This is a genomic window from Paenibacillus sp. JT31N11 (genome assembly GCF_056269285.1).
The window spans coordinates 653,563-677,505 of record NZ_JBWDNQ010000001.1 but is presented as its reverse complement, the minus strand read 5'-3'; the positions used below and the strand labels follow the sequence as shown (position 1 = coordinate 677,505).

At 51.3% G+C, this 23,943-nt stretch carries 20 protein-coding genes; 2 read left to right on the top strand and 18 right to left on the bottom strand.

What is annotated here, in order from left to right:
• Positions 1-92: 92 nt before the first annotated feature.
• From AC0YNV_RS03065 to AC0YNV_RS03035, 7 genes are all read right to left on the bottom strand, one after another.
• Positions 93-1,739 (bottom strand): response regulator transcription factor, encoded by a 1,647-nt coding sequence (locus AC0YNV_RS03065; protein ID WP_475765728.1) that lies wholly within the window; start codon positions 1,737-1,739, stop codon positions 93-95.
• 656 nt (positions 1,740-2,395) lie between these two features.
• Positions 2,396-3,364 carry a ring-cleaving dioxygenase gene (locus AC0YNV_RS03060; RefSeq protein WP_475765726.1) on the bottom strand — a complete coding sequence of 323 codons (969 nt, stop codon included), beginning with the start codon at positions 3,362-3,364 and terminating at the stop codon, positions 2,396-2,398.
• A 16-nt stretch (positions 3,365-3,380) separates the two neighbouring features.
• Positions 3,381-3,806, bottom strand: coding sequence for a MarR family winged helix-turn-helix transcriptional regulator (locus AC0YNV_RS03055; protein ID WP_475765724.1), 426 nt, complete (start codon positions 3,804-3,806; stop codon positions 3,381-3,383).
• A gap of 150 nt (positions 3,807-3,956) precedes the next feature.
• Positions 3,957-4,934, bottom strand: a complete 978-nt coding sequence (locus AC0YNV_RS03050) for a hypothetical protein (RefSeq protein ID WP_475765723.1) — start codon at positions 4,932-4,934, stop codon at positions 3,957-3,959.
• 97 nt (positions 4,935-5,031) lie between these two features.
• Complete coding sequence (locus AC0YNV_RS03045) at positions 5,032-6,030, bottom strand: cysteine peptidase family C39 domain-containing protein (protein WP_475765721.1); 999 nt, start codon at positions 6,028-6,030, stop codon at positions 5,032-5,034.
• 138 nt (positions 6,031-6,168) lie between these two features.
• Positions 6,169-7,074, bottom strand: coding sequence for a helix-turn-helix transcriptional regulator (locus AC0YNV_RS03040; RefSeq protein ID WP_475767275.1), 906 nt, complete (start codon positions 7,072-7,074; stop codon positions 6,169-6,171).
• A 139-nt stretch (positions 7,075-7,213) separates the two neighbouring features.
• Positions 7,214-7,399 carry a hypothetical protein gene (locus AC0YNV_RS03035; RefSeq protein ID WP_379113106.1) on the bottom strand — a complete coding sequence of 62 codons (186 nt, stop codon included), beginning with the start codon at positions 7,397-7,399 and terminating at the stop codon, positions 7,214-7,216.
• Between the two features lie 278 nt (positions 7,400-7,677).
• On the opposite strand from AC0YNV_RS03035, the gene AC0YNV_RS03030 reads away from it, so the two are divergent.
• Positions 7,678-8,880, top strand: a complete 1,203-nt coding sequence (locus tag AC0YNV_RS03030; protein WP_475765720.1) for an MFS transporter — start codon at positions 7,678-7,680, stop codon at positions 8,878-8,880.
• A gap of 91 nt (positions 8,881-8,971) precedes the next feature.
• On the opposite strand, the gene AC0YNV_RS03025 is transcribed toward AC0YNV_RS03030, so the two are convergent.
• From AC0YNV_RS03025 to AC0YNV_RS03005, 5 genes are all read right to left on the bottom strand, one after another.
• On the bottom strand, positions 8,972-10,213 hold the full coding sequence (locus tag AC0YNV_RS03025; protein ID WP_475765718.1) for an aminopeptidase: 1,242 nt from the start codon (positions 10,211-10,213) through the stop codon (positions 8,972-8,974).
• A gap of 151 nt (positions 10,214-10,364) precedes the next feature.
• A complete protein-coding gene (locus tag AC0YNV_RS03020; protein WP_475765716.1) occupies positions 10,365-11,246 on the bottom strand; it encodes an amidohydrolase family protein in 882 nt (293 codons plus the stop codon).
• A 62-nt stretch (positions 11,247-11,308) separates the two neighbouring features.
• Entirely contained in the window at positions 11,309-14,410 is a 3,102-nt protein-coding gene (locus tag AC0YNV_RS03015) for a GNAT family N-acetyltransferase (protein WP_475765714.1), read from the bottom strand.
• A 228-nt stretch (positions 14,411-14,638) separates the two neighbouring features.
• Entirely contained in the window at positions 14,639-16,381 is a 1,743-nt protein-coding gene (locus AC0YNV_RS03010; protein ID WP_475765712.1) for an RNA polymerase sigma factor, read from the bottom strand.
• 207 nt (positions 16,382-16,588) lie between these two features.
• Positions 16,589-18,025, bottom strand: coding sequence for an ABC transporter substrate-binding protein (locus AC0YNV_RS03005; RefSeq protein WP_475765710.1), 1,437 nt, complete (start codon positions 18,023-18,025; stop codon positions 16,589-16,591).
• Positions 18,026-18,228: 203 nt separating this feature from the next.
• On the opposite strand from AC0YNV_RS03005, the gene AC0YNV_RS03000 reads away from it, so the two are divergent.
• A complete protein-coding gene (locus AC0YNV_RS03000) occupies positions 18,229-18,888 on the top strand; it encodes an NADPH-dependent F420 reductase (RefSeq protein ID WP_475765708.1) in 660 nt (219 codons plus the stop codon).
• A gap of 124 nt (positions 18,889-19,012) precedes the next feature.
• On the opposite strand, the gene AC0YNV_RS02995 is transcribed toward AC0YNV_RS03000, so the two are convergent.
• From AC0YNV_RS02995 to AC0YNV_RS02970, 6 genes are all read right to left on the bottom strand, one after another.
• The gene (locus tag AC0YNV_RS02995; RefSeq protein WP_475765707.1) at positions 19,013-19,615 is read right to left on the bottom strand and encodes a YjgB family protein; all 603 of its coding nucleotides are present in this window, start codon (positions 19,613-19,615) and stop codon (positions 19,013-19,015) included.
• 190 nt (positions 19,616-19,805) lie between these two features.
• Positions 19,806-20,744, bottom strand: coding sequence for a hypothetical protein (locus tag AC0YNV_RS02990; RefSeq protein WP_475765705.1), 939 nt, complete (start codon positions 20,742-20,744; stop codon positions 19,806-19,808).
• 281 nt (positions 20,745-21,025) lie between these two features.
• Positions 21,026-22,261 carry a Ger(x)C family spore germination protein gene (locus tag AC0YNV_RS02985; protein WP_475765703.1) on the bottom strand — a complete coding sequence of 412 codons (1,236 nt, stop codon included), beginning with the start codon at positions 22,259-22,261 and terminating at the stop codon, positions 21,026-21,028.
• Positions 22,262-22,471: 210 nt separating this feature from the next.
• The gene (locus AC0YNV_RS02980; RefSeq protein ID WP_475765701.1) at positions 22,472-23,050 is read right to left on the bottom strand and encodes a hypothetical protein; all 579 of its coding nucleotides are present in this window, start codon (positions 23,048-23,050) and stop codon (positions 22,472-22,474) included.
• Positions 23,051-23,119: 69 nt separating this feature from the next.
• Positions 23,120-23,278, bottom strand: coding sequence for a hypothetical protein (locus AC0YNV_RS02975; protein WP_475765699.1), 159 nt, complete (start codon positions 23,276-23,278; stop codon positions 23,120-23,122).
• A gap of 201 nt (positions 23,279-23,479) precedes the next feature.
• Positions 23,480-23,911, bottom strand: coding sequence for an NUDIX hydrolase (locus AC0YNV_RS02970; protein ID WP_475765697.1), 432 nt, complete (start codon positions 23,909-23,911; stop codon positions 23,480-23,482).
• Positions 23,912-23,943: the final 32 nt, after the last annotated feature.

Genomic DNA, 23,943 nt, shown 5'->3' with positions numbered 1-23,943 from the left:
TGACGGAGCATATTCGCTTTCAACCTCATGCGGCAAAGCAGCCGCTGGTCTACATACATCTCACTGCTCCTGTACTGCAAGCAGCCGCCCATCTACATCTCGCTGCCCCTGTTCTTGTATTCCTTGGGAGAGATGCCCTCGATTTTTTTGAATACCTGATAGAAATAGGCGTATTCCTTGTAGCCGACCATTTCACCGACCTCGTTGACTTTGTTCTTCGGATCCTTCAGCAGCCGTTTGGCCGCTTCAATTCTCGCTTTATAGACCAGATCGACAAAATTAATGCCCGTTTCCATGCGCAGCAGGCGGCTCAAATAGCTGGAGCTGATGCCGAGATGGTCGGCTACGAGTGTCAGACTCAGGTTCTCTGCGAAATGGTTGTTAATATAATCAACGGACTTCTTGACGACCAGACTGTATTCCTTGTCGCCATTCTCCAGCTTGGTCTTGATCCCCTTAACGAATAAGGCCAAATAATCGGAAGCTGCCTGCATATTCGGCAGACGGTAAACATCATCCAAGATTTCATCAATCCGTTTGTTCATCCCGAATTCATCCCCGGTCAGACGGAAGTAATAACGGGCCGCTACGAGGCAGACATCGGACAGCAGTCCCTTGGCAACCAGGATATTGCCCTCGCTGTAGCCCCTGATTTGTTCAAGCACCTTCTCCAGATGCTTGATCATTTCCCCGCTGGTCGCATGCTCAAGCATCTGGTTGAACTGCTCCAAATCACGGATAATGGATTGCTTGCCCATTTCCCCGGCCGCATGACCGTTTTCCGGGAACAGAACAGGCTCCTCCGCCCGAAAGAAGCTGCTGTCCATCAGCGTCGAGGCTTCGGCAAATGCTTCGGGCAGCTCCCTCAGCTGCTTATACTGCGAGCTGACCGCAATACAGCACAGCAGTCCGTACTGTTCTCTGGCCTGCTCGATCAGCTCCTGGCATACGGCCTGAAGCTTCATTTTGATCTCTCTCGGAGGCAGTGCTCGGGGGAATAGACCAGCTAATACAAGGTCATCCTGATGGAGCGACTCGATGATCTCAAAGTCCCGTTTGGATGCCGACTGCCTTGCCATATCTGTGAGCTTGGCCTGCATGCCCAGCCTGATTCTGGCACTGTCCGCACCCTGCAGCGTAGCGAATGTCTGCTTGGAGCGCACGATCAGAACAGCGATGCGGCTGCATGAGATGCCCAACTGCTCGCAGATGATATACGCTTCCGTCTCCGATGCCCGTACGCCGCCGATCTGCTCGGAAATAAATTTGCTCCGCAGGAAGGGCAGCGAGCTTTGATGACGCTCTTCTAGTCTGTTGATCGCTTCGGTCATATTCTCATTCAGGCTCAATTCCAGATGCCGGTTCTCCAGCTCCATCACGGCGAGCGCGATTACCCGCTCCAGTTCGTCATTACGCACAGGCTTGACGATAAAATCATAGGCGCCAAGCCGGACAGCCCGCTGTGCATAGTCGAAATCCTGGTAGCCGGTTATCAAAATCGTTTTGGACAGCGGGAAGGTCGATTGCATCAGCTCGGCGAGGTCCAGTCCGCTGAGTCCGGGCATCTTGATATCCGTGATCAATATATCCGGCTTGTTGTCCAGAATGACCAGCTTTCCCTCGATCCCGTCCTCCGCCTGCCCGACAACCGCGCAGTTCAGCTTGTTCCAATCGATCGTCTGCACGATTGCCTGCCGAATGAGCGGCTTGTCGTCTATCACTACCACACGTTTTTTCACAGGATTTCCTCCTCACGTTTACCAGTTAGCACGATTATAACCGAAGTCAACCGCTTTTTCCCATACTTCGGGAAGAAATGGACCTGTCGCCCTCAGAAGCGGAATAGTCCCCCCCTTTGAAAATAATAAAATAGTGAAAGACTTACATGTGAATCTCGCCCTTGTCTGGTATGAAGAGTAGAATTTTTTGCCGTCACATGAGCTTCTTCCACAATTAGTAATGTACTTTGGTTGACAAGTATGGAGACGCACCGGGATGATCGGAAGAGCTGTAGCAAGGTTTTTCCGGCTTACATGGCCGACGCCAGGGGCTTATTGGCGTGGAAGCCGGTTTTTCCTTACTGGAGCTGCCGGTTGGGCCGGGAGAGCGCCGAATCGGCGTTGCAGTAAGGCCTGCACTATCGCCGGCGCTTCCACACATCAAAGGGGGTCTCTCAAAAAGACTCCCAGACAGCAGCAAGCAGTTCAAGCCCCGCACAACAACGCAAAGACGCCTCCAAAACCACGGGTAGAGTGGCGGTGGAAGCGTCTATTTGGAATATCAGAGACGGTATTCATAAAAAGCAAAAATGTCTATTGGGACAGTCCTCGACTGGACAAAAGAGATCTAGCCTTAACGCGCACAGCAAGCGGCTCAGTACGCGAAAGCCTGAACATTAACGTTTCGTGTTCAGCGGCTTCAGTTTCGCCTCTATGGATTGGCGCTGATTCTCCAGGAATGGCGGCAGCGCCAGCGACTCGCCCAGGGTCTCGAACGGTTCATCCGTCGCGAAGCCGGGACCGTCGGTAGCCAGCTCGAACAGGATGCCGTTCGGTTCGCGGAAATATAGGGAGCGGAAATAATATCTCTCCACGAAACCGGAGTTATGCAGACCCGCCTGATTCAGGATGCCGATCCATTCCATGAGCTCTTCCTTGTCTTCAACCCGGAATGCAACGTGGTGAACGCCGCCTCTGCCCAGACTGGCTGCAGACAAATCGCTGCGCGGCTCGACCTGCACCTCGGCGCCGGAGCCGCCGTCCCCTACCTGCATAATGATAATATCCTCCTGCCCTTCAACCAGCGCCGGCACCCGGCTCTTCTCCGTGAAGCCAAGAAGCCGAAGCGCCCCTAACGTAGCATCCGGCTTACGGACCGTCAGCTTCACGGGACCAAGTCCCGTAATGCCGTAGGCAATGGGAACAGCGCTCTTGTCCCAGGGTATCCCGCCTTCCACGCCAACATTATGCTCATCCGAAATCAGCGCCAGCTTCTGGCTTTCCGGATCCTCGAAGAAAATCACGTTCCTGCCCGCATGTCCGGTAATCGGTGAATGCCTGACGGCTTTCTCAGTGAAGCGTTCGGTCCAGTACCGCAGCGCGTCGTCATTCTTCACCCGCAGCGAGGTTCCCGAGATACTGCTCACCCCTTCTTTGTTCGGCCCGATTCCGGGAAAATCAAAGAAGGTAAGCTCCGTGCCCGGCTTGCCCCGTTCATCCCCATAGAACAAATGATAAGCCGAGGTATCGTCCTGATTGACTGTTTTCTTAATCAGGCGCATGCCGAGGACATCCGTATAAAATTGATAGTTGCCTGCTACGCTTCCTGTCATAGCTGACAGATGATGAATTCCTTTTACATTCATGAGATTGCCCCGCCTTTCACGCTCTTAGTTTTCTTAACAGCTCAAGCAGCAGCTTCTGCTCGCCTTGGTCCAATGATTGAAATTGGGATGCCTGAAACTGCTCCTGGAGCGGAACAATTTCATTGAAAAGAAGCTGCCCGGCTTCCGTAAGCGAAATATATTTGGTCTTCCATTCCTGCTCACGTCCGATCAGTCCAAGCTCCTCCACCTTGTGAATGAGCTGGGTGATATTTCCTTTGGTGACGACCAGTTTCTCTGCCAGCTCCTGCTGACTGATTCTGCCAGCTGCGCCTACCTGAGCCAGGACATCGAACTGTGCGGCAGTCAGCTTCCACTTCTTCAAGTGGTGATTGGTTTCGCGGATGCTCCGGTTGTAAAAACGGGACAGCCGAAACCACAGCAGGATGCCCAATCGTTCTTCCTTCCTGGTTAATACACTCATATCCGCATCCTCACGCACCCTCTTCACCTCTTTCCTGCAGCATTACCGACAAAAATAATTTCTAAACTTGTTGTCAGTATACAACTAAACTGATAACAAGACAATCCATCTCAACCTCCGCCGGCGGCATTCGGAATCCCTTATCCGTCATTACCTCAAGGCGATATCATTGAACCGGTTATCCGCCGTTTCACGCATCAGCCCCTTCAGCGACCGGATTGCCGTCTCTTCCACCATCAAGGCATCGTCAAACAAATCAATCATATCCTTGGCTTCGCTCGCATTCAATCTCCGGACCGGCATCATGCCGGCATTAATCATCGCCAGCTGTTGGAATATTGAATCCAGCCTCGCATAGGCATCCGCAGCTTCACGGATCTGCGGCATCCAGCGCTCCAAAGCGGCGATGTAAGCATGGCTGTCTCTTTTGGCAGCTCCGTAACAGCGGATAATCTCCCTCAGTCCGGCTGGATCGTAATGACCGCCGCGAAGAGCATGTATGATCGCCCCATAAGCCGAACGGCCGCAGGCATACTCCTTCTCAGGCAGCATCAAGTCATGGGATTCCCATTTATAGATAGCCTGCAGGAGAGACTCCCGGTAAATCTCCATCTCGTCCGATTCGATCCGGGTTTCAAAGGTCTGAACATACCAATAAGGCGATCGGTTACAGCCAAAATCGCCATACGGCAGCTCCTCATAATCTTCTGCGGTGCCATCGGAGATATAGAGCACTTCCCGCTCATCATCATAGCCCGCGGCTATCACAAATTTATCTTTCCAGATAACAGCGCCTGTCCCGCGGTCAAGGGAGTCTTTGATAGCGGCCACCGCCCGCCTCTGATAGAGCGGGAACGTGGGCTGAAAATGAAATCCGGCATTCTGCGAAGCGGTTACGCCCAGAAAATCCGCAGCCAGAAAATGTTCCGCCATCCAGTTGTATGCCGTCACGGATTCCGGGGTCAGCCTCCGGTTGACCGTGAAACGGAAGGCCGCCGCGGTCATCCCCGCAAGCAAGGATTTGGAACAGGCAATCCATCCCATCGGGAACAAAATCCCGTGCATGGCATCGATATAGGATTCGGATTCTGCGGTCATCCTCTGACCGGTTAATAAGACAGCTCCCACTTGAATCACTCCTTCCTTAAAAGCTTTCAGCTTACGCTTCCCGAGACTATATCCGCCTGCTCCGCCGGTTATCTCCGGCCTTCTTATCCAAATTGCATTATCGCGGGGAATGCGCTCCCCACCTGGGAATCGTAGTTCGTTTCGGATCCGGATATCGGGCGGATAATGACTGAAACAGCTCCATTGCCTGCTGCTCCAGCATTTCGGCAGTCTTTAGCGCTGCAATCAGCTCCACGCTTCTCTCATGTTCAACATGCTTGGATCCCCCTGTCTCCACGATGCAGTTCTTTATAACGGCCGTCTCACCTACAAGACGATCATAGAGACTGAAGGCCACGTCCGCTTCATGCCAAATCCCCAAAATATCATGCAAATAATCTCTGATTTCTTTCCTGGAATAGAGGAAGGAATCCAGAATATAGACAGCTCCCCGCTCATCATATCCGCCTGTCGCAAGTGCCTCCGTGAGAAAGGTATAAGCCAGCTTCCCGGAAGCAATTTCCCGTCCAGGCAGCGTTTTATAAGGCGTTTCCCAGTCATAGACTGCCAGCCGGAAGGATTCCAGAATCAAATCCTCCTGCGGAATCTCCACTTTCTCACCGAAGCTCTGGCAGTACCAGAAAGGCGTGAAATTAAGGCCGAAATTATCATACAGCACAATCCGGTCCTCATCCGTCATTCCATCCTGTACATAAAAGATCCCGTCCTCATCGTCATACCCGTGAATGACACCAAATTCAGGAATCCAATAGATAACGCCTATGCCGTTGTTCAGGCTCTCTCTCACCCATTTCACGGCCTCCTGCCGGTAATGGGAAAAGGTAGCATGCCTCGTTCTTCCTCCATCAATCGCTGTCCATATGCCCAGATTATCGATGGCAGGCTTATGCTCCGTCACCCACTGCCCGTATGCGGATACGGACATCGGCAGGAGCTGCTCGTGAACAGAGAATTTGAACGCCATTCCGGTATAGCCGGAGAGCATATATTTGGGGCCGGTAAACAGGTTGGCCGCTGTCAATACGGCATGGAGGCTGTCTGTGAACGATTTCGATTCCCGCTTCATGATGAGATGGTCCAAATAAACACCGGACAATATTCCCCGCCCCCTCTTTTCGCACCGCGCACCGTGCATCGCTCACAGCTACCAGGCAATGATCTGTGGCTCCGCATCGCGGCGGTCTAACATATTCCGCTTGATCGGATCTCTGAGCCGGATTGTCACCGGCCGCCCTCACTCGCGCTTCACAACTCCCAGCCGCTGAAGCGTTTGTTGACACAAATGAGCCAATTTCTTCTTCAGCCACTGCGGAGACTCAAGCTCCTTCCATTCTGCTACAAGCAAATGCTGCAAGAAGGCATCCGCATCATAGAAGGATATCCGGTAAAGGAGTCCATCCCGGGACAGGATCGGGTAGCCCTTCCATGTATCGCCATGGACTGGACGAAGCATCTGTATCCGCGCTGTATAAGGTTTAAGTACAGGGGGCGGATTGTCCGTGCCGTCCGTCTCCATATCCTCGGAATACTCGTAATGCGACTCTGTCAATATGAGCTGCTGAATCTGATCCAGACGCACTGTTATTTTCAACCGCTGCCGGGCACAGTAAGCGGCAATATAATCAGCGTTCACTTGGGAAATCAGCTTTAACGGATAGAGCTGAGCTTGCCGGGCGGCTCCCTGATTATCGGTATAAGTCATCTGAACGACAAGCTTCTGCCGGACGGCATGGCTGAGCAGCTCCAGATTATGCATCATGCGCGGATTAGCTTCAAAAACGGGCAGGCGAAAGCTGCTGCCGCTCCCCTGTTCACCCGTAAAACGCTCAAGCAGCTGCGCCACGCGGCGGATGGCGTCCGCATTATCGTAATTGTAATTCCGGTACCGGTGGGCCAGGTATTTCAGCACCTTCTTCTCGTCCTCCGTCATATAGAGATGAGGCAGGACGTAGGCTTTGTCTTCATAACAATAGCCCCTGTGTTTGGCAACATATAATAAAGGCGCCCGCAGTGACATTTCCAGATATTCAATATCGCGCTGCGCCTGCCGTTTGGAAATTTCGAACTGCTGCGCAAGCTTCGTGCTGTTCGGGTAACTGCCCTGAATAATCTGCTGGTCAAACCATTGAATCCGATGCATATTGCTCACTTTCAGCAGCCCTCCTTAACGGCAGATGCCCGTTTCCTTCCATTACAGCACTGAACAGTCTTTGCTTGCAAGCGGAATTTATGGAAAAAGGCCCGCCCCATCCAGGGAACGGGCCGTCCTTCCGGATAGCCTAGCTGATGGCTTCCACTTTCTCCTGCGGTGCGTTGATGCATCTTTTGCAAACCTTGACCGGCGTTCCATCGGACTTTGTCCGGGGATAAAGCAGTTTTATTCTGGTTCGGCTGCAGACCGGGCAAGTTCCCCGGCCGCGCGAGGGCAGACCCCACAGCACACGGCCTCTTTTTGTTTTTGCCACATTTAAACCCCATTTCATGCCTCAGCTCTTTTTTTCAACTATCACAAGTGGTCTGTGTCCGGCAGGCATCCGTCAATCCGGCTGGCTTGACTGGATAATCACGCCTTTCACTGCACTTGCACTCATTATAAAACAGCTGGTGCGACATAAAATGTCATCTCAATTGCACTCAGGAAAGAAACATCCGGGCCAAGCCGAAGCCGCCCGGCGCAAGCTTGTATTTAAGCCTGCCTGATTATCTGCTATATTGAAATAGCAAAGGAGCGGAATAACACATTATGGCAATGACATCCACTACCCCCGAAATCGCAGCAGGCGGCCAGCCCCTGACCAAAGGATTAATTTTGCTCATGAGCGCGGCCTCCGGCATGGCTGTGGCGAACTTATACTACAACCAGCCGCTGCTTGCGGATATCGGGCGCACTTTTCACGTTTCATCCGACGCTGCCGGGCTTATTTCGATGTTTACGCAAATCGGATACGCGCTCGGCTTGTTTCTGTTCGTCCCTCTCGGCGACATCAGAGAGCGCCGCGGTTTGATCACCGCCTTATTGGCTGCCGTCACCGTATCGCTGCTTGGCGTCTGCACCGCTCAGAGCTTAACCTGGATCTACATCGCCAGTCTGGCAGTGGGCATTACGACCGTAGTGCCGCAAATTCTGATCCCCCTGTCCGCTCAAATGGCTTCACCCCAGGAACGCGGCAAAGTAATCGGCACGGTAATGAGCGGGCTGCTGCTAGGCATCCTGCTTGCCAGAACCGTTGCCGGTCTGATCGGCGGAGCGTGGGGCTGGCGGACTATGTATGCAATCGCCGCGGCGCTCATGCTTGGGCTGCTGATTGTTCTTCGTGCGAAGCTTCCGCGAAGCCAGCCGGGTATGACGGCCTCCTATACGGAGTTGATCAAATCGATCGGCGGTTTGATCCGCCAATTCTCCACGCTGCGGGAAGCCGCAATGATTGGAGCTGCAATGTTCGGGGGCTTCAGCGTGTTCTGGACATCGCTGGCTTTCTTCCTGGAGGGCGGCACTTATGGCTACAGCAGCCAGGTTGCCGGATTATTCGGCCTTGTCGGGGTCGTCGGAGCCTCCGGGGCTCCGGTTGTCGGACGATTGTCGGACCGATTTCAGCCGAAGATTCTGGCAGGTCTGCTGATTGCGGTTACGTTCGTTTCGTACCTTTTCTTCGGCTTTGCCGGCACTTCGTTATGGGGGTTGATTGTCGGGATCATTCTGCTCGATCTTGGCGTGCAGGGAACCCAGATTTCCAATCAGGCCCGCGTGTATGCCCTTGATCCCGCCGCCCGCAGCCGGTTGAACACCGTATTGATGGTCAGCACATTTATTGGCGGCGCCATCGGATCAACCCTTGGAAGTTACGCCTGGCATAATTGGGGATGGACTGGGGTCAGCTGGGCAGGAGGCAGCTTGATTGCCGCTGCATGCCTGGTATGGGGCAGTCACAGACTGCGCGGCAGATGACAGATCGGCTTCTATGCATCCCGAAACGAAAAAAAAGCTGTTCACCGGATCATGGGACTGACCCCCAATGTCCAGTGAACAGCTTTTTTACTTATATTGCCCAGCCGCCTTTGCGGAATATGGGTACAGTGGAACCATCATGCAGAATGCCGTCGATATCCATCTGATCCGAGCCAATCATAAAGTCAACATGCGCTATACTTTGATTGACGCCATGCTTCTCCAGCTCCTCAGGCGGCATTGATGCGCCACCTTCGATATTGAACGCATACCCGCTGCCGATAGCCAGATGATTGGAGGCGTTCTCGTCGAACAAGGTATTCAGGAACAGCACGCCGGACAGGGAGATTGGCGATTCATGCGGCACCAAAGCCACTTCGCCCAAATAATGGGAGCCCTCATCCGTATCCACCAGCTGCTGCAGAATATCCTGTCCTTCCTCAGCCTCCACCTTGACAATCCGGCCGCTCTCGAAGGTCAGCTTGAACTTGTCGATGATATTGCCTCCGTAGCTGAGCGGCTTGGTGCTTGATACAATGCCGTTCACACCGTTCCTCTGCGGTACGGTGAATACTTCCTCCGTCGGCATATTGGCCATGAACAGGACACCATTCTGGCTCGTACTGCCTGCGCCCACCCAAGTATGTTTCTCGTTGAGCTCGATAGTCAAATCCGTTCCAGGCGCTTTGTAGTGAAGTTTATATATCTTCTTGTCGTTAAGCAGCGACACTTTCTTATGTAAGGCTGCATTATGCTCCTCCCAGGCTCTGACAGGATCTTCTGCATGAAGACGAACTGAATCGAAAATAGCCGCCCACAGCTTATCGATCGCTTCCTGCCCGGATAATGCCGGGAATACCTTCTGTGCCCAATCCCTGGTGGAAGCCGCAGCAACGGTCCAACTGACCTTATTGGATTGGATCGCTCTGCGGAATTCCTTCAACCCTTGACCGGAGGCCTTCTGGAAATTGCCGATCCGCTGTGGATCGATTCCTTTCAGCAGATCCGGGTTGGGAGAGACAATGGAAATAAAGGCTGCGCCGTTATCCACAAAAGCTTGCCGTTTGGCTGTTTCCCATTCCGGAAACCGTGTAAACACCCCGTCAGCCGCCTTCTCATATTTCAAGCGGGCTAATGCCTCGTCCGTCCAATCCACATGGACATTGCTTGCTCCAACCTCATAGGCCTTGCCTGCCACAAGGCGGATAAATGAGGCGATTTCGATTGTCGCTCCATTAATAAACACCTCTTGCCCCGGTTGGACATTGACGCCTACCTTCACAATCAGCTCTGCATAAATTTCCAACAGCTGTTCGAAATTTTTCAAGGACATTTACCTCCTGCACAATATTCTGGAACTAATTTATTATACCCGCAGCGGAAAGGCTAAACAATCGCCGCCCTTACAAACTAGTTTCCCCATGCTTTCATAAGGCTTAGCCGGGCGGGGTAGTGAAGCTGACGAAATGGTCACGATATCTCCTTTAATTCGTCAGCTGCTCCAGCCTTTGTCCGATCCGTGGAAAAACCCGAAAAGCGTTATGATAGAACACTTCTTCATGAAACTTCTCGGGAATCAGTTGTCTGACGAAATTGATATACACCCCGATGGGAGCGAGCGGCCAGTCGGTTCCGAACAGCATCTTCTCATAATTGTCCGCATAGACGAGCGCTCTTCTGAAGTGATCCATGAACAGCGGCTCATTCTCGAACCGGTCGAACTTGAGCTGGTCTCCTACAACCAGCCCGGACAAATCGGCGTAAACATTCGGATTTTTGGAAACGACCTCCGCAGCATCCATAACCCAGGGATCGCCCAGATGGCAGATCATGAAGCGCACCCCTCTTTGCTGATAAGCCAGCTCGTCGACTGTGAGCGGGTGGGAATATTTCAGCAAGCCGTTCATGGAATACGTATCGCCGGTATGAATCACCACGGGAACATCGTAGTGCTTGGCCAGCTCATAGATCGGACCATAGGTTTTGTCCGTTACATAATAATGATAGTAACCGGCGTAAAGCTTGATTCCCGCCACATCGGAGGATGCAAGCCGCTTCTCGATCCTGTCGAGCTCCTTCTTCTTCTCCGGAGAATCAAGCCTGACCGGATTGATCCCGACGCATTCCATCAGGAATGGAGGGACAGATTCGGCCAGATCCAGCCCCATTGGATTGGAGGCAAGAGAATCCGGGAAAGCCCCGGCTGTTTTTTCCTGCACGCCCATTCCGATGCCCAGGACAACATCGCTGCGGTCAAACTCCGCTTTAAGCCCGGCAGCGGAATAATCGACACCCGACAGCTCGCGCGCCGTACGGTGAAAGCTGTCGATGTCCGACAAATGAATATGAATATCGATGATTGGCATAGCTACCCTCCATTATATTTAATTGCCGGTAAAAACCTGGCGGAGCATGCTCCGCCAGTTCATTACCCGCCAAAGCTGATTTCGGCTAATGCCCGCATATCCGTGTACGATAGCGGGGTTCCGGAGAACGTGTAAAATACGGGAGCCGCCCATACCGTGCTCCCGGCCAGCATCAGACTGCTCTGAGAAACTCCGTGATGGATAACGAGATTATTGGTATACATCCATGCTCTTGATCCCGGATACCGGTTCAGCGCATGCAAAGCGGCGGAGCGGTTATCGCTGCCAAGACGGATTACGCCTTCCGATTCGATTTCCACTCCTGCTTTGCCGCATCTGTAACGGGTCCCGTTGTCCTTCTCCATCCATCCCTGCTCCAATGATTCGCCGGGGAGGAGAAAGCTGTTGATCGTGCTGTGGAAGCTATTGTAGGCCATTTCCGTTCTATTGGTCAATCGGGTAACGCAGCAGAGCACAGGAGCTCCCGGCAGCAGCAGCGCAAATAATGTCAGCTCCATACCGCGGTACCGCTCATGCTTCTCAATATGTGTGTGAAGCGCTATTCCGCTCCACTCATTCCCCCGGTTGTCGGTCAATGAAGCAAACGCGGCGCTTCGCCGCTCATCCTGCTGGCTTAGCGGTGATATACCCTGAACGGAAGCGGAGATTCCGCCATGCCATGGATTCCACCAGGAACGCGGTCCTGCTTCAGGATATGAACTATCCAGCCATACTTCTCCGTTATGCCTGAGGGAGTGAAGACCTGCGCCAAATGCCGGAGATGCTTCGATGGTCAATGTGCCGTTCGAACAGCGGTAGGTCTGGCCGTCTTCGGCTTGGCGAATTTCCTGTTGAACGGGCGCGTGGCCGACGGGAATCAGTACGGTTCCGCGTTCGATGCTCAGCTCCTCGGTCTCGAAGCGCATCCGGACCGGCTCGATTGAGCCAGGGACGAAAGACTTGAGCGGGAATACTGCCGAATGAAGAGCGTCATCACGGCGGAACGTTTTATGGAAAACCTCCGGCGCGGTCTCAGGCAAGGACAATGTCATCTCGCCGGCAAGCGGCTGGTTCCGGTGCTGCTTGATATACACGTCCGCATCCTGCACGATGAATGGATTTCCCCCGTTTACGCTCAATTCCAAATGATCCTGCAGCAGAGGCTGAACCGGATCTCTCCTTTTGCGCGCGAAGGAACGGAAATCCCACCAATCCGGGAATGTGCCTATCGCCAGAAAAGTCGAGGCCGTGCGGACGGTTTCACCTGCTGCCAGCCCGCCGAGCTCATATTCGACGCCAAAATGCCATTCCATTTTTACCAGTCTTGCCGAGGGCTCCCAGCAGAATCCGTGGGATAATTTCTCATTCCGGCTGAACAGCCAGTTTTCGCTTATCCGGTTAATATCCCAGTCGTCATACTGCGCGGCAAAACGGTCCTTCAGATCGTAATAACGTCCGTCATAGGGAAGCACCAGACCTTCCGAATGATGATAGAACCCGTCGATCATGCATATGCCCTCTCCACTTGAATCCAAGGAAACCGAAGCATTGCGCACTTCAAAGTAACGCTCCACAATCCCGCTGGCATTCAGACGGCTGAAGGCCGTAAAAGCCATGCCCGGAAAATCCTCCGACCGGTAATCCGCTTCCAGCACCATCGCATCTCCCTGCGGATAAATCCTGACCTCTTCCGCTTTCTTCTTGCTGAATTCCGGGGAGTAGGGCTTCCCGATTCTGGGGAAGGTCCAGCTGGTATGATGGCTTCTCTGAAAATGGGAGGTCCAAAGCTCATTGTTGTTCTTGTTCAGTCCCATTGAATACGGTCCGTTCACGGCGAGCCAATGGTCCACGATATCTCCCCCGTAACGGCCGGTGTTCCCTTTGAAAACACCCCAGATACGGGCGGTGAATGAAACGGGCTCCGAGCCTTCGGCGATCGCTTTGATCACCACATTTTCAGAGAAAATACCGAAATCCTTTAACAGGTAAGGAACCGTTACCGCGGCCTTGCCTTTGGCCGGAATACGGATCGAGATACGGGGATTCTCAAACTGTATAAATTCGGATGGCGGGAATTCAAGCTCAAAAACCGCCGGTTCCTTGAAATTGTTCTCAAAGGTAAGGAAGGCTTCCTCCCCGGCACCAATGTACTGCTCCTGGTTTTTCACGTCCAGCTTCACTCTTGCCGGAAACTTGGGTGCGATCCCCGTCCGAAGCTCCGCATGCCTCCCATTAATCGTCCAATCCGATACAACCGCAGGATGCGTTCGCCAGTCGCTTTGGTCTTCCTGGATCGGAAGGAGTTCGAACTCGCCCTCTATGACAACAGTATCCGCAACCCTGACGGTTTGCTCCAACGCGAATTGAACCGTCTTGTCATTGCGTCCGCGAATCGTACACTCCAGAGGCTCACCCGTCTTGTTCCGAATCCGGTAACGAACGGGATAACGGCTGCCAAACACCAGATCGTGATCGTCGATTTCCGTATGTATCGCATATTCGCCAGTTTCAATCAGGCTTATTCCCCTGCCTGTTTTCTCGAACTCCACACGAAGTGATGTCCCGTCCTTCTCCCAGGCGTATTCAAAGAAATCAAAGCCGTTCTCTGAACGCCCGTCAGGGCGTATCTCCAGCTTGCGTTTGCTGTCTGCATACCAGTCGAGCCGCTCCAGAGAGGGCCGGAGAGCATCCGTCATCAAGACAGTCGGAATAAAATTCATCAGATGGACCGAATCTTCCTTCTTCTCCCAGAAGAACCCGGTTTTCTTGTACATGGGGACCGCTTTCGTATTCCCTGCCCAAGTGAACAGATCCAGCCTTGGCCAGCCCATCTCCACGGTGGTTTCAACGGCTTTGAGAATGAGATCCCTGCCAACCTTTCTTCCGTGATAATCCGGCCTTACATTCAGCAGCGGCACATACAGAGCGCCTTCGTCATGCTGGTATTGGGAAAAGCTGCAGTAGCCCACCACTTCTTCTCCGTCTACAGCCAGAAACACCTTCAGGTTGCCGGCATTCTGAAGCTCCCGCTTGACTCCGTCCGCGCTGCGGATACGGCTGCCCCCTCCCCAGCTCTCCTGGCTGCGGTTCCACATGTCGGCAACAGCCTGCGCATATTGCGGGGTATATTCTATAATCTGGATATGTTCTTGTGAATGACTCAAGCTTAATCTCACCTCTTGTCCGTATAATGGCTGTTAGCTGATCGAATTTATTCTAAATTGTAAGGGATATTCCGAGGCCGGTAAAGTGCCACCCTGCCTATATATTCCATCATTCCCCTTTCCGCAATTATTAGGCCGTCCATCGACATCTGCATCATAGAAAAATGGCAGCCGCTCCAATTCCAAGCCTGCTGCCATTTTTGATTGATGCTCGATTGCGAGTATTGCTTATCCCAACTTGTCCAGAATATTCAGCAGTTTCGATACTCCTGCCTGCTCATACGTCTTAATGGTTTGCAGCAGTTCGATGGATTGCCGGGCATTCTCAGGACTATTCGGATCTCCGCCTTCCGGGAACGGGAACATTTGATGCAGTGCCCCGTAATGACCGGAAATCACTTCATACAATTCTGCCGTTTCCCCAAGCAGTCCCCGTATCTGCTGATCCGCTTCATCCTGCTGAGGCCATCCCGACAAGACTTCCTTCACAAATTCCAGCGCGTTTCTGCGGCCGTCGTTGATGACAGCGATGTTATAGGCATTCCCGTTCGGTTCCACATTACCTTCCCGGAATGCTTCGCACCATACATCGTAGGCCTTCAATCCTTTGACGGAATCAGAAGGCGTATTCGTTTCTCTTCCCTCATAATGGTCCACGATCATGCGCAGGGCGTTCCTGACCTGGTCGCGCCGGTTCGTTTCAAAAGGCGTATCAAGCGCCAATACGAATATTTCTTCGAGCACGCTCCGGCCCAGATTCTCGTATGGGAGCGTATCCCTTCTGCCGCATTCTTCCGCCAGCAGCAGCCGCTGTTCATCATCATAGCCGTAGAGAATCCCGAACTCGGGGAAGAAAATATCCCAGGCCAGGACAGGGTAGCCCCGGTCCAGCGAATGATGAATCAGATCGAGCGCCTCCGGCAGCGCATGATGAATCTCTCTTTTGCCCATCGCTTCTTTCGCAAGCAGAGAAGGATCGATCAAATTGGTGTTGAGGCCGATTGAAGCTGACAGACCATCGACAAACCTGGCGTGAAATCCCGCGTTTCGCAGCCCCTTTGTCATGCTGTCGCCAAAGTTGTATGCCGTCGGGCCGGCGATATGAACGGTCTTCGGTATAATGTTGATGCGAAAAGCCTGGCCAGTCAGCCCTGCGACCATCGGGTAGGATAAACGTTTTTCCGTGTATTTCAGCATCGTGTAAAGGGCATCCACTGCCGTATTCCAGGTTCTAACCTCGGAGATCGTCTCCGAATCCGGTAAAATGACTTTCTTCATGCTTCCCATATCCTTCCTCGTCTTGATATAGGAGTCAACGGTCACACGGATTTTCTCCTGAATAACCTTCTTGCGGGAGCGCGAAATAATCTGGTAGACATTGGCCGTTGAAAGCTCAAATAATTTCGCAATCTCCCGGGGAGACAGCTGATCGAAAAAATGGGATTCGAAAACGAGCCTTTCCCGCGGCTTAAGGCATTCGATGATCCCTGTCAGCACATGAAGCGTTTCCTGCCGCAGCAGTTGTTCTTCCGGGACATCTTCACGGGCAGAACGCTCTTCTGCCGATCGGCTCAGGCGATGAAGAATCGCATCCAGATTGTTCCATTCACCGTGTACGGCCTTCTCCGCCCCAGCGGGCTGCAGCGCAGAGAACGTTCTCTCTCTGGCAGCTGGACTGCTTTTCATCCGGGTAAAGGCCTGGTTCCGAACGATCCGGTGCACCCACGGCAGGAAGCGTTCCATATCAACCAGCTTCCCAAGATGCATAAACGCTCTTACAAGAGCGTCCTGCACAATATCCTCCGCCAGAAAGGATTCCTGCGTAATGGCTCTGGCGTAGCCATACATCTTGGACCGGTGCCGCTTGACCAGCTCTCCGAAGGCTTCCCGCTCGCCCGCTTGGGCGTGCCGCACCAGCTCCGCATCCTCCAGCAGTTCCCAGTTTATGATCTCTCCGCTCCAGTTATCCAAGGGCAAATCCCCTCGCAGTGATGATTGTTGACTCCCTCTATTGACTTGCAAGGAACAGGATTTCTGACAGTTTCATAAAAGTCCAATAAAAAAAATTCCGGCTGCGCATGCAGAAGCGGTTTGTTATCGGACTTTTAATTTGATTATAGCAAAAGAAACCGTTATCGATAGAGCCGCTGCCAATATCCTTACAGCATGGTATGGATATCACGTCGCCGGTGTTTCGGCCTCCACCGCCGCGGTGCCGGATCCTTGTGCAGGCTGCTCCTTCACCTTGGCCTGCTCCTCGACCATCGCCTGCTGACCTTTGACCTGAGCCGATGCAAGCGCTTCAGCTAGTGGCTTCTTGCCGTCGAACGCGGCCTTGAGCTCTTCCTGGGCAATGCCGGTAAACTTCGCGAAGAAGTTTTGCGGCAGCTTGTCGAAGTCTTTATAGATGGATGATTTTACCGGCTTCAGGCTGTAGAAGGCTTTAAAATTATGGTTTTCCTCATCTTTCAGGTAATTGGTGCGGACGGAGAAGGTGCCGTCTTGAAGCTTCGATGTGACTCTCGCATAATCATCGCTTGTAATATAGCGAATGAATTCTTTGGCCGCTTCCTGGTTCACAGACTTGGCATTGATTGCAAAAATTTGGCCAAGCGACATATTCGAACTGGTGTCCGGACTTTGCGGATCGACAGGAGCCGTGACAATATCCCAATTCTGGATAGCCTTGTCCTTCGCATTCTTCTGCGCTTCCTTGATCTGGGTCATGATATAGGCACTTTCGAACTTCATCGCCAGCTTCCCGGAGATGAACGGATCGCGCAGAAGATAATCCTCATAGGAAGTTGAGCCCGACGACATCATCCCGTTTGGATCTTCGGTATATAATGCGCCGGACTTCAGCCCCTTCATCGCGACATCAAATACATTCTTCCAAGCCGGCGTATCAATGGTAACCTGTTTGCTCGTCGCGTTGAACATGCTCAGATTCTGTGAGCTGCCAATCAGACTGCCTAACTGATAAAGCTCGCTATTGTAGCCCAGGCTTAATCCATAGACCCGTTTGTCCTTCGCGCCATCTGTCGGAAACCGCTGCGCCAGCTCAAACAGCTGATCCCAGCTCATCTTGTCTTCCGGCAGCGGTATACCGTATTTGGTGAATAAATCCTTGTTGTAGAAAATAGCCTGGCTGTAGAAGCTCGGGGAGAGGCCATATATTTTTCCTCCGCCAAGCTCTCTCATATAATCGAGCAGGCCGGGGATCAGCGTCTCTTTGTCGTAATCCTTTTCTTCCGTCATCGTATCCAGCTCCAGCAGGCTGCCGTCCTCCGCGTAACGGGTCAGCTGATCCGCTGACAGCATGATGATATCCGGCTGCTCTTCTTTAATAAAGGTATCGAATTGCGCTTCCATATCCATCTCAGGATCATAGGGACCTGTTTGCTGATTGGTAACGACCGTGATGTCCACATCCGGATGAAGAGCTGAATAAACCATCCCCAACTGGCTGTAAAAAGATCTTTCATCATAATACATAATTTTCAGCGTCGACTTTTCATTGCTTGGCTTCGAACCCCCTTCAAACATGCTGCAGCCTGACAGTATGATCGATATACCTAAGGCACCAACCACACCTATACGCTTTAACCCTTTCAATTCATCCTCTCCTTTTCCATTTTCCTATTAAATCTTCCAAATTCCTATTATTGTAACATATTACCGCCTATCAAATTCCAAATTTTCCTTAAACTCTTAACCCGCTACTTCCAGATTCCGAGAATAAACCACATTGACATATGTAATTAAATTGGTTACAGTTAAGTCGTAAGTAGCCCATTATGACGAAAGAAGGGATACTAATGAAAATCGGAATTATTGGTACAGGCAATATCGGAGGAAACCTTACCCGCCGCCTCACGAAGCTGGGACATGATGTGCACATCGCGAATTCCCGCGGTCCTGAGACACTGTCCGACCTGGCTGCTGAAACCGGAGCCAAGCCCGGATATGCGGCAGATGTCGCACAAGGAGCAGACGTTGTGATCGTGACCATACCCCAAAAGAATATCCCCTTGCTGCCTGCCGGTGTCCTTGACGGAGCAAGCAGTCATGCAGCCATCATTGATACCGGAAACTATTACCCGCAGCAGCGCGATGGTCTGATTGCGCCCATTGAGGCCGGCTTGCCCGAAAGCCGCTGGGTGGAACAGCATCTGGGACGGCCGGTCATCAAGGTATTCAACGGCATTTATTCCCAGCACATTCTGGACCGCGGTCTGCCGGCAGGATCGCCGGGACGCATCGCCCTGCCGGTTGCAGGCGATGATCAAGCCGCAAAAGCTGTCGTGATGCAGCTTGTCGAAGAGCTTGGATTTGATGCCGTCGATGCGGGCGGTCTCGACGAGTCCTGGCGGCAGCAGCCCGGGACTCCTTCCTACGGCGCGGATGCCGGCCGTGACGATCTTCGCCGCAAACTGGAAGAAGCCAGCCCGGAGAGGCCCGCGAACTTCCGCGCTTAATATATATGCATAAACAGGCCAACCGATATTTTCGGTTGGCCTGTTTTATTTTGCAAATTATTCACCGGGGCGGCTCAGGTTGTATAAAAAAGAGGCCCATCGGCCTCTTTTAGCGTTCATTCGTCTATTTATCCGCTTTAGGTGAGTAGACATTCATGTGATCTATATGGGCTATGCTCCCTTTTGCGACACTTTTGGGGCCAACGAATTTCAGCTGAAAGCTGCCGGCATTATACATATAAATTTTGTCTTCACCGCTGAACCGTACCTCTTTGGGCATGCCCAGCGCTGCAATAATGGATGTGAAGGTCAATGATTTGATTCCGGTAGTCGGGTCGATATTTTGTCCGAACGTGCGGAGATCAAACACGACACCGCCTTTTCCCACCCCGACCGCAAACGAGCCTGTGCCCATTCCGAAATTGTAAAACTCATATTTGTTGGAAGGCCCCATAGTGGGATCGCCCCATTTTTTGTGAACATCCTTGATTAATGTTTTTCCGGATACAAAATCGGAGCCTGGTATTTTGCCCTGCTTGGCAAGGGCATACAGGCTTTTCACATAGGCGCTGGAGCTATTTTTGACTGTTGATGAAGAAATCGATTGCGTGCTGGCAGCCTTCGCATTTGCAATTTGTGCTGCAGCCGTAACCGAGCTTACGGAGATGATCGCAGCCAAGCTCAGCTTGGTCCATTTTTGCAGCATTGTTTTTTTTATGTTGTCCATGATGAACACCTCGATGAGTAGAATTTTGTTTTTCTACTGCAATCATAAGGGAGTTTTATTCTTAAAGAGTTACAGAAAAGTAACATTGTTATTGCAGGGTTTTAAGCAGTTATCCTATTAATAAAAGTAATATTTTCCAGAATAAATATTTTAGAAATAATCAGGATCTGCTGAATTTTAATCCAATCTTCTATACAAGAAGTCTATCCAAACCAATCGCACTAATCAAAAGACGCTCCTTCTTCGCGCCCAATAACTGTTGTGTCCAGTCCACAAAACCGCCGTCACCGATATTGAGCTCTTTCCCCTGAATCGTAGTCTTGATTGTAAACTGCAAACCTTTGTAATACTGATTATCCATCTTTGGTTCCGATACGGTTATATTTAATTTAACGTATTGCTCCTGGGCGAACTGCACAACTCTTGTCAATAGTCCCTCCGTGTCCGGGTAGCCGGCACGACCGCTGAGAATGATTTCGATTTGAGAACCAAACAAGGATTGAAACAGGTCTCTGTAAACCATGATGTGCTCCCAAAATGACTGCTTCTCAAAACCATAGGAGCCTTTATCCTCGCCTGCTGTGACCATACAAAACAGATGGAAATGCGGCAGCATCCCGGGGATATTTCCAAAATATTGCGCTCTCACATGCCTGTGCGTCGTACATAACCGGATATAATCATCGCGGTTATTCACGGATTGTGTTTTGATCATGTCACTAATATAGAGTGCCAGAAGATTGGTCGCATCCGACACCACTTCCGTTCCTCTTAGAGCGGAAATGATTTTATTCTGGTCGACGGTCGCGACCACCGAAGAGCTCCCAAGCGGCGCTACAGGCGATAATTGAACCGCTGAAACGGTATGCCTTGCCGCCATTTTCAATACATCCAGTTCAAGCTGCTTCAACAAAATTGCATCGGCATTTGCCGGTTGGACAAAACGGTTCTCGCCGTATCTTTTGAGCAGGTCGCCTGCAGAGGACATTTCCGCTTTTTCCTGGAACACTTTAAGAAGAAGCGTGTTCAACTCGCTCCCCGACAAGCGCCCGGACAGTGATTCTACGATATCCTGCGTACCCAGCTTGCGTAAGATCCTCGTGAGGTCAGGCTGTTTCGATGGTCCCATACGACGCAACTCCCTCCATTTGACAAAGAAGCCCTTAACCGTTAAACAGAAAAGGGCGCCTTAATCTTGGTTGCACAGCTGTTATTTAACCCAGACAGCTTCATAAACAGATTTCTGGTTCCCGGCTGTTTTTGAGCTTTCATATGGATTAAATAAACATTAACATACTGGCACAAATGGAGAAATAGAAATTTTAACGCATCGGCCTTAATGCGATCCAGAATATAATGCTGGCCCCCCTTGCGTGTAGAGAGTCAGGAAGTAGCAAACAATCGGGATTTCTAGCTTGCCTTCATTCCAACCCGCCGAATGCTCACCTTGCAGTCCACATCAACGGTCAAGGTCTTGAAGACCTCAATCCATTTCTCATCCGTTTGAATGCTGCGGTTCCAGTAATCCGGCATTTTCGCCCGAAACTGTTCGCCAAATCCGAGTATGTCCGATCCTGCGAGCTGCAATTTTTTAATTAATTTCGTGGTTCCTTCATCTGTCATGGAGGCAGATATTTGGGACAGCTCCTTCAGATCCTTCTGTTTTCTGATTTTGGAGTTCTCGTTTGGATTCTCATCGATGTTTTCCTCCAGCAGCACCTCCAACTGCACCTGCGGCTTCCCATTTTTCAACGAGATTTTTGTTGTTGTTTTTCGATGGGTGGCGCTAATCATCACCATCTCGCGGCTCCCCGGGTATCTTGGAATAAAGGCTGTATATCCTCCCCGCTTCCTGCCGGTTAAAGCCATATAAAACCCGATTTCGAGGGAATTGGTGTTTCCAACCATTTTATCACCGCTAAAATAGGCAAGTCCCGTTACTTCAATGCTCCCTTCTTCTTTATTCAGTTTGAACAGCGGCAGAATCGGGTCTATCCCTTTGCTCGTTCTCTTGCTCCAGAAAACCCCGATAAATTCATTCGGATATTCCCCTCTCTCGACAGCTTGTTCAAACATGCCCAGCAAATAAAGCGCAGGAACCCTTTCCAGCTGTGGAGCCGCTCGAAGCACCTTCTCCGCCCTGCCTTTGGCCACGCCGAGCCATGCGAGCCTTCGCACCTCCGGGTTCCGTCTTAAATAATCGTTCAAATTCGAAAGTCCTGTACGGGCGACCTTCTCGGAGACCATGATGACACGAAGATGCCCAAGAAACAGCTTATCCGCCAGCTGCTGCTGCAGCACGCTCATGGCGTCATCCAAGGTATGTCCGCTTGCCGATACAACCCAGACCGGCGATGTACCGCCTCCCCCTCCCTCATTGGCGGGACCCAGAGGAATACGCCCCGGCACGGCAATTTGCGCGGTAATCTGAAAGTCAGGCCCCTGCGGTTCCGGAAAGGATTTCTCCACATGCGTGACCTCCATTTGCTCTCCACCCCTGTTTGGGATTGCAACATCAACAGCAATAGCCAGAACAACAGCCCTTTCTTCGATTTCCAGGCGGTCCCAGCAACCTGTCAGCAACGGGCAGAAGATGCATGCAAGCAGAATTGAGCTGCAGGCTCTTTTAATAAGCTGCGCCGACACTTTCTACACCAATGTAGAGCATAATATCAAACTTGGTAATGGGGTCATAATCATATCAACACACTCCGTTTTTTTATCATGACAATATTAATAATGCATATTCTTCCCATTGATTCCTGTTGTTATGTGAGAGCTCATGGCGCCCCGTCGTTTGTTCGCAAAAAAAAAAGCACCGGCAAGGGTGCTCAGAGTGTTTCTTGGCAAATTTTTTTATTTTTTTATGCTGAGACGAAAGGTTGTATTATTAACGGTTTCGTCTCGGCTTGCGATATACCTGTTGAGAAGCTTCTGGGCCTGAATCGTGGACGTAGGTGACTGAAATCCGGTCTCTCGCAGATTTTTCACAAATTCGCCTTCAAAATCTTTCCGGGCAATGCTTGTGTTATTGAGAAAGGTATAAGAAATGACATCGTTAGCGGGCTTAAAATGCGAATTCGTATTTTCCCTGGAATTGAAGCTATAAAATTCAATCTCATTGTCACTGTTCAGACCGCCAAGCGCAAACATAACCGTCAGGTGTTCAGGTATGAGCTTCCTCACAGCGGATATTAAGATGGTCTGAACAATGTCAAAGCTTATTCCTTCTTCAATGGCGTTTTTAAGATTTAACGCGATTGGTTCACACGATTCTCTATTGCCCGCATAAGCAATAAAAGCCTTCGAATCGTTGGCTTTTATGAACTTTTGGAAATCTTCCTGAATGATTTCTCCTGACACGATGTCCTTTACTCTTCCATCACTCATTACGGTAACAAAGCCTGTGGTCGCAACAATTGAAACAAAACTCATATCATGTCCCCCTTTACATACATTGTTCAACAAAAGAAGATAAATTTCCTCTTTTCGTGACGAATTATGTCACAACTCAATATATTCCCCTACGCTCGATTGAAGCAAGCCGATCAGCTCATCGTTCATATACTCGTACTCATCCGGTATATGCAGGCAGATCAGCTTTTTACCGGCAAGATCACCGCTGAATTTTTCCTGCAGTCTGCGGACATGCTTCTTCTCCATCGCGAACAGGATGTCCGCCCAGCCGACATGCCCTTCCGTTATCCTGATCCGGGCATTCTCTTCCGTACCTGCCGAGCGTACAACGTGGCCGCCTTTACCCTGGAAAACCGTCTCGGCCGTCAGGCTCCTCCATCTATTTCGGCTGCATACAAATAATAAATTGATGTGGTCTTCACTCCTGCCCGTTCATTTTAATTTGCCTTACCGAAAAAAGCCATAATCCCCTGCAATCCGACCGATAATCCGGGCCATGCTCACAGTCATCCATTCATCCGTTTCATGGAAAGGCACATAACGGTAACCATCAACCTCGGGGAGCAGTTTTCGGCTTCTATAGTGTTCAAAATATGATGTGCACACCATATCCTTAACATCAGGCAGGTCGTCCGTTATCCACATATACAGGTGCAGATTCTTGTTTCTCAAATATTCATAAACGCCCAGGTCCCTCAGTTTGCCAGGTTCGAGGATTATTCCGGTTTCCTCCAGCGTTTCCCTGCAGCATACGTCAATCGGCTGCTCCTCTACTTCCTGCAGCCCTTTGGGCAGATCGTAGAAGGAATTGCCTGTTGAATGGCACGCCAGAAATGAATGTCCATCCGTTATTAGAATACCGACCGAGGTTACTTTCACAGCCATTCTCCCCTTCGTGCCTGCAAAATTCT

Coding starts and splice junctions, on each gene's coding strand:
- AC0YNV_RS03060 (WP_475765726.1), bottom strand. CDS start 3,364: ATGAATGTAAAAGGAATTCATCATCTGTCAGCTATGACAGGAAGCGTA.
- AC0YNV_RS03055 (WP_475765724.1), bottom strand. CDS start 3,806: ATGAGTGTATTAACCAGGAAGGAAGAACGATTGGGCATCCTGCTGTGG.
- AC0YNV_RS03040 (WP_475767275.1), bottom strand. CDS start 7,074: ATGCATCGGATTCAATGGTTTGACCAGCAGATTATTCAGGGCAGTTAC.
- AC0YNV_RS03030 (WP_475765720.1), top strand. CDS start 7,678: ATGGCAATGACATCCACTACCCCCGAAATCGCAGCAGGCGGCCAGCCC.
- AC0YNV_RS03025 (WP_475765718.1), bottom strand. CDS start 10,213: ATGTCCTTGAAAAATTTCGAACAGCTGTTGGAAATTTATGCAGAGCTG.
- AC0YNV_RS03020 (WP_475765716.1), bottom strand. CDS start 11,246: ATGCCAATCATCGATATTCATATTCATTTGTCGGACATCGACAGCTTT.
- AC0YNV_RS03000 (WP_475765708.1), top strand. CDS start 18,229: ATGAAAATCGGAATTATTGGTACAGGCAATATCGGAGGAAACCTTACC.
- AC0YNV_RS02995 (WP_475765707.1), bottom strand. CDS start 19,615: ATGGACAACATAAAAAAAACAATGCTGCAAAAATGGACCAAGCTGAGC.
- AC0YNV_RS02990 (WP_475765705.1), bottom strand. CDS start 20,744: ATGGGACCATCGAAACAGCCTGACCTCACGAGGATCTTACGCAAGCTG.
- AC0YNV_RS02980 (WP_475765701.1), bottom strand. CDS start 23,050: ATGAGTTTTGTTTCAATTGTTGCGACCACAGGCTTTGTTACCGTAATG.
- AC0YNV_RS02975 (WP_475765699.1), bottom strand. CDS start 23,278: ATGGAGAAGAAGCATGTCCGCAGACTGCAGGAAAAATTCAGCGGTGAT.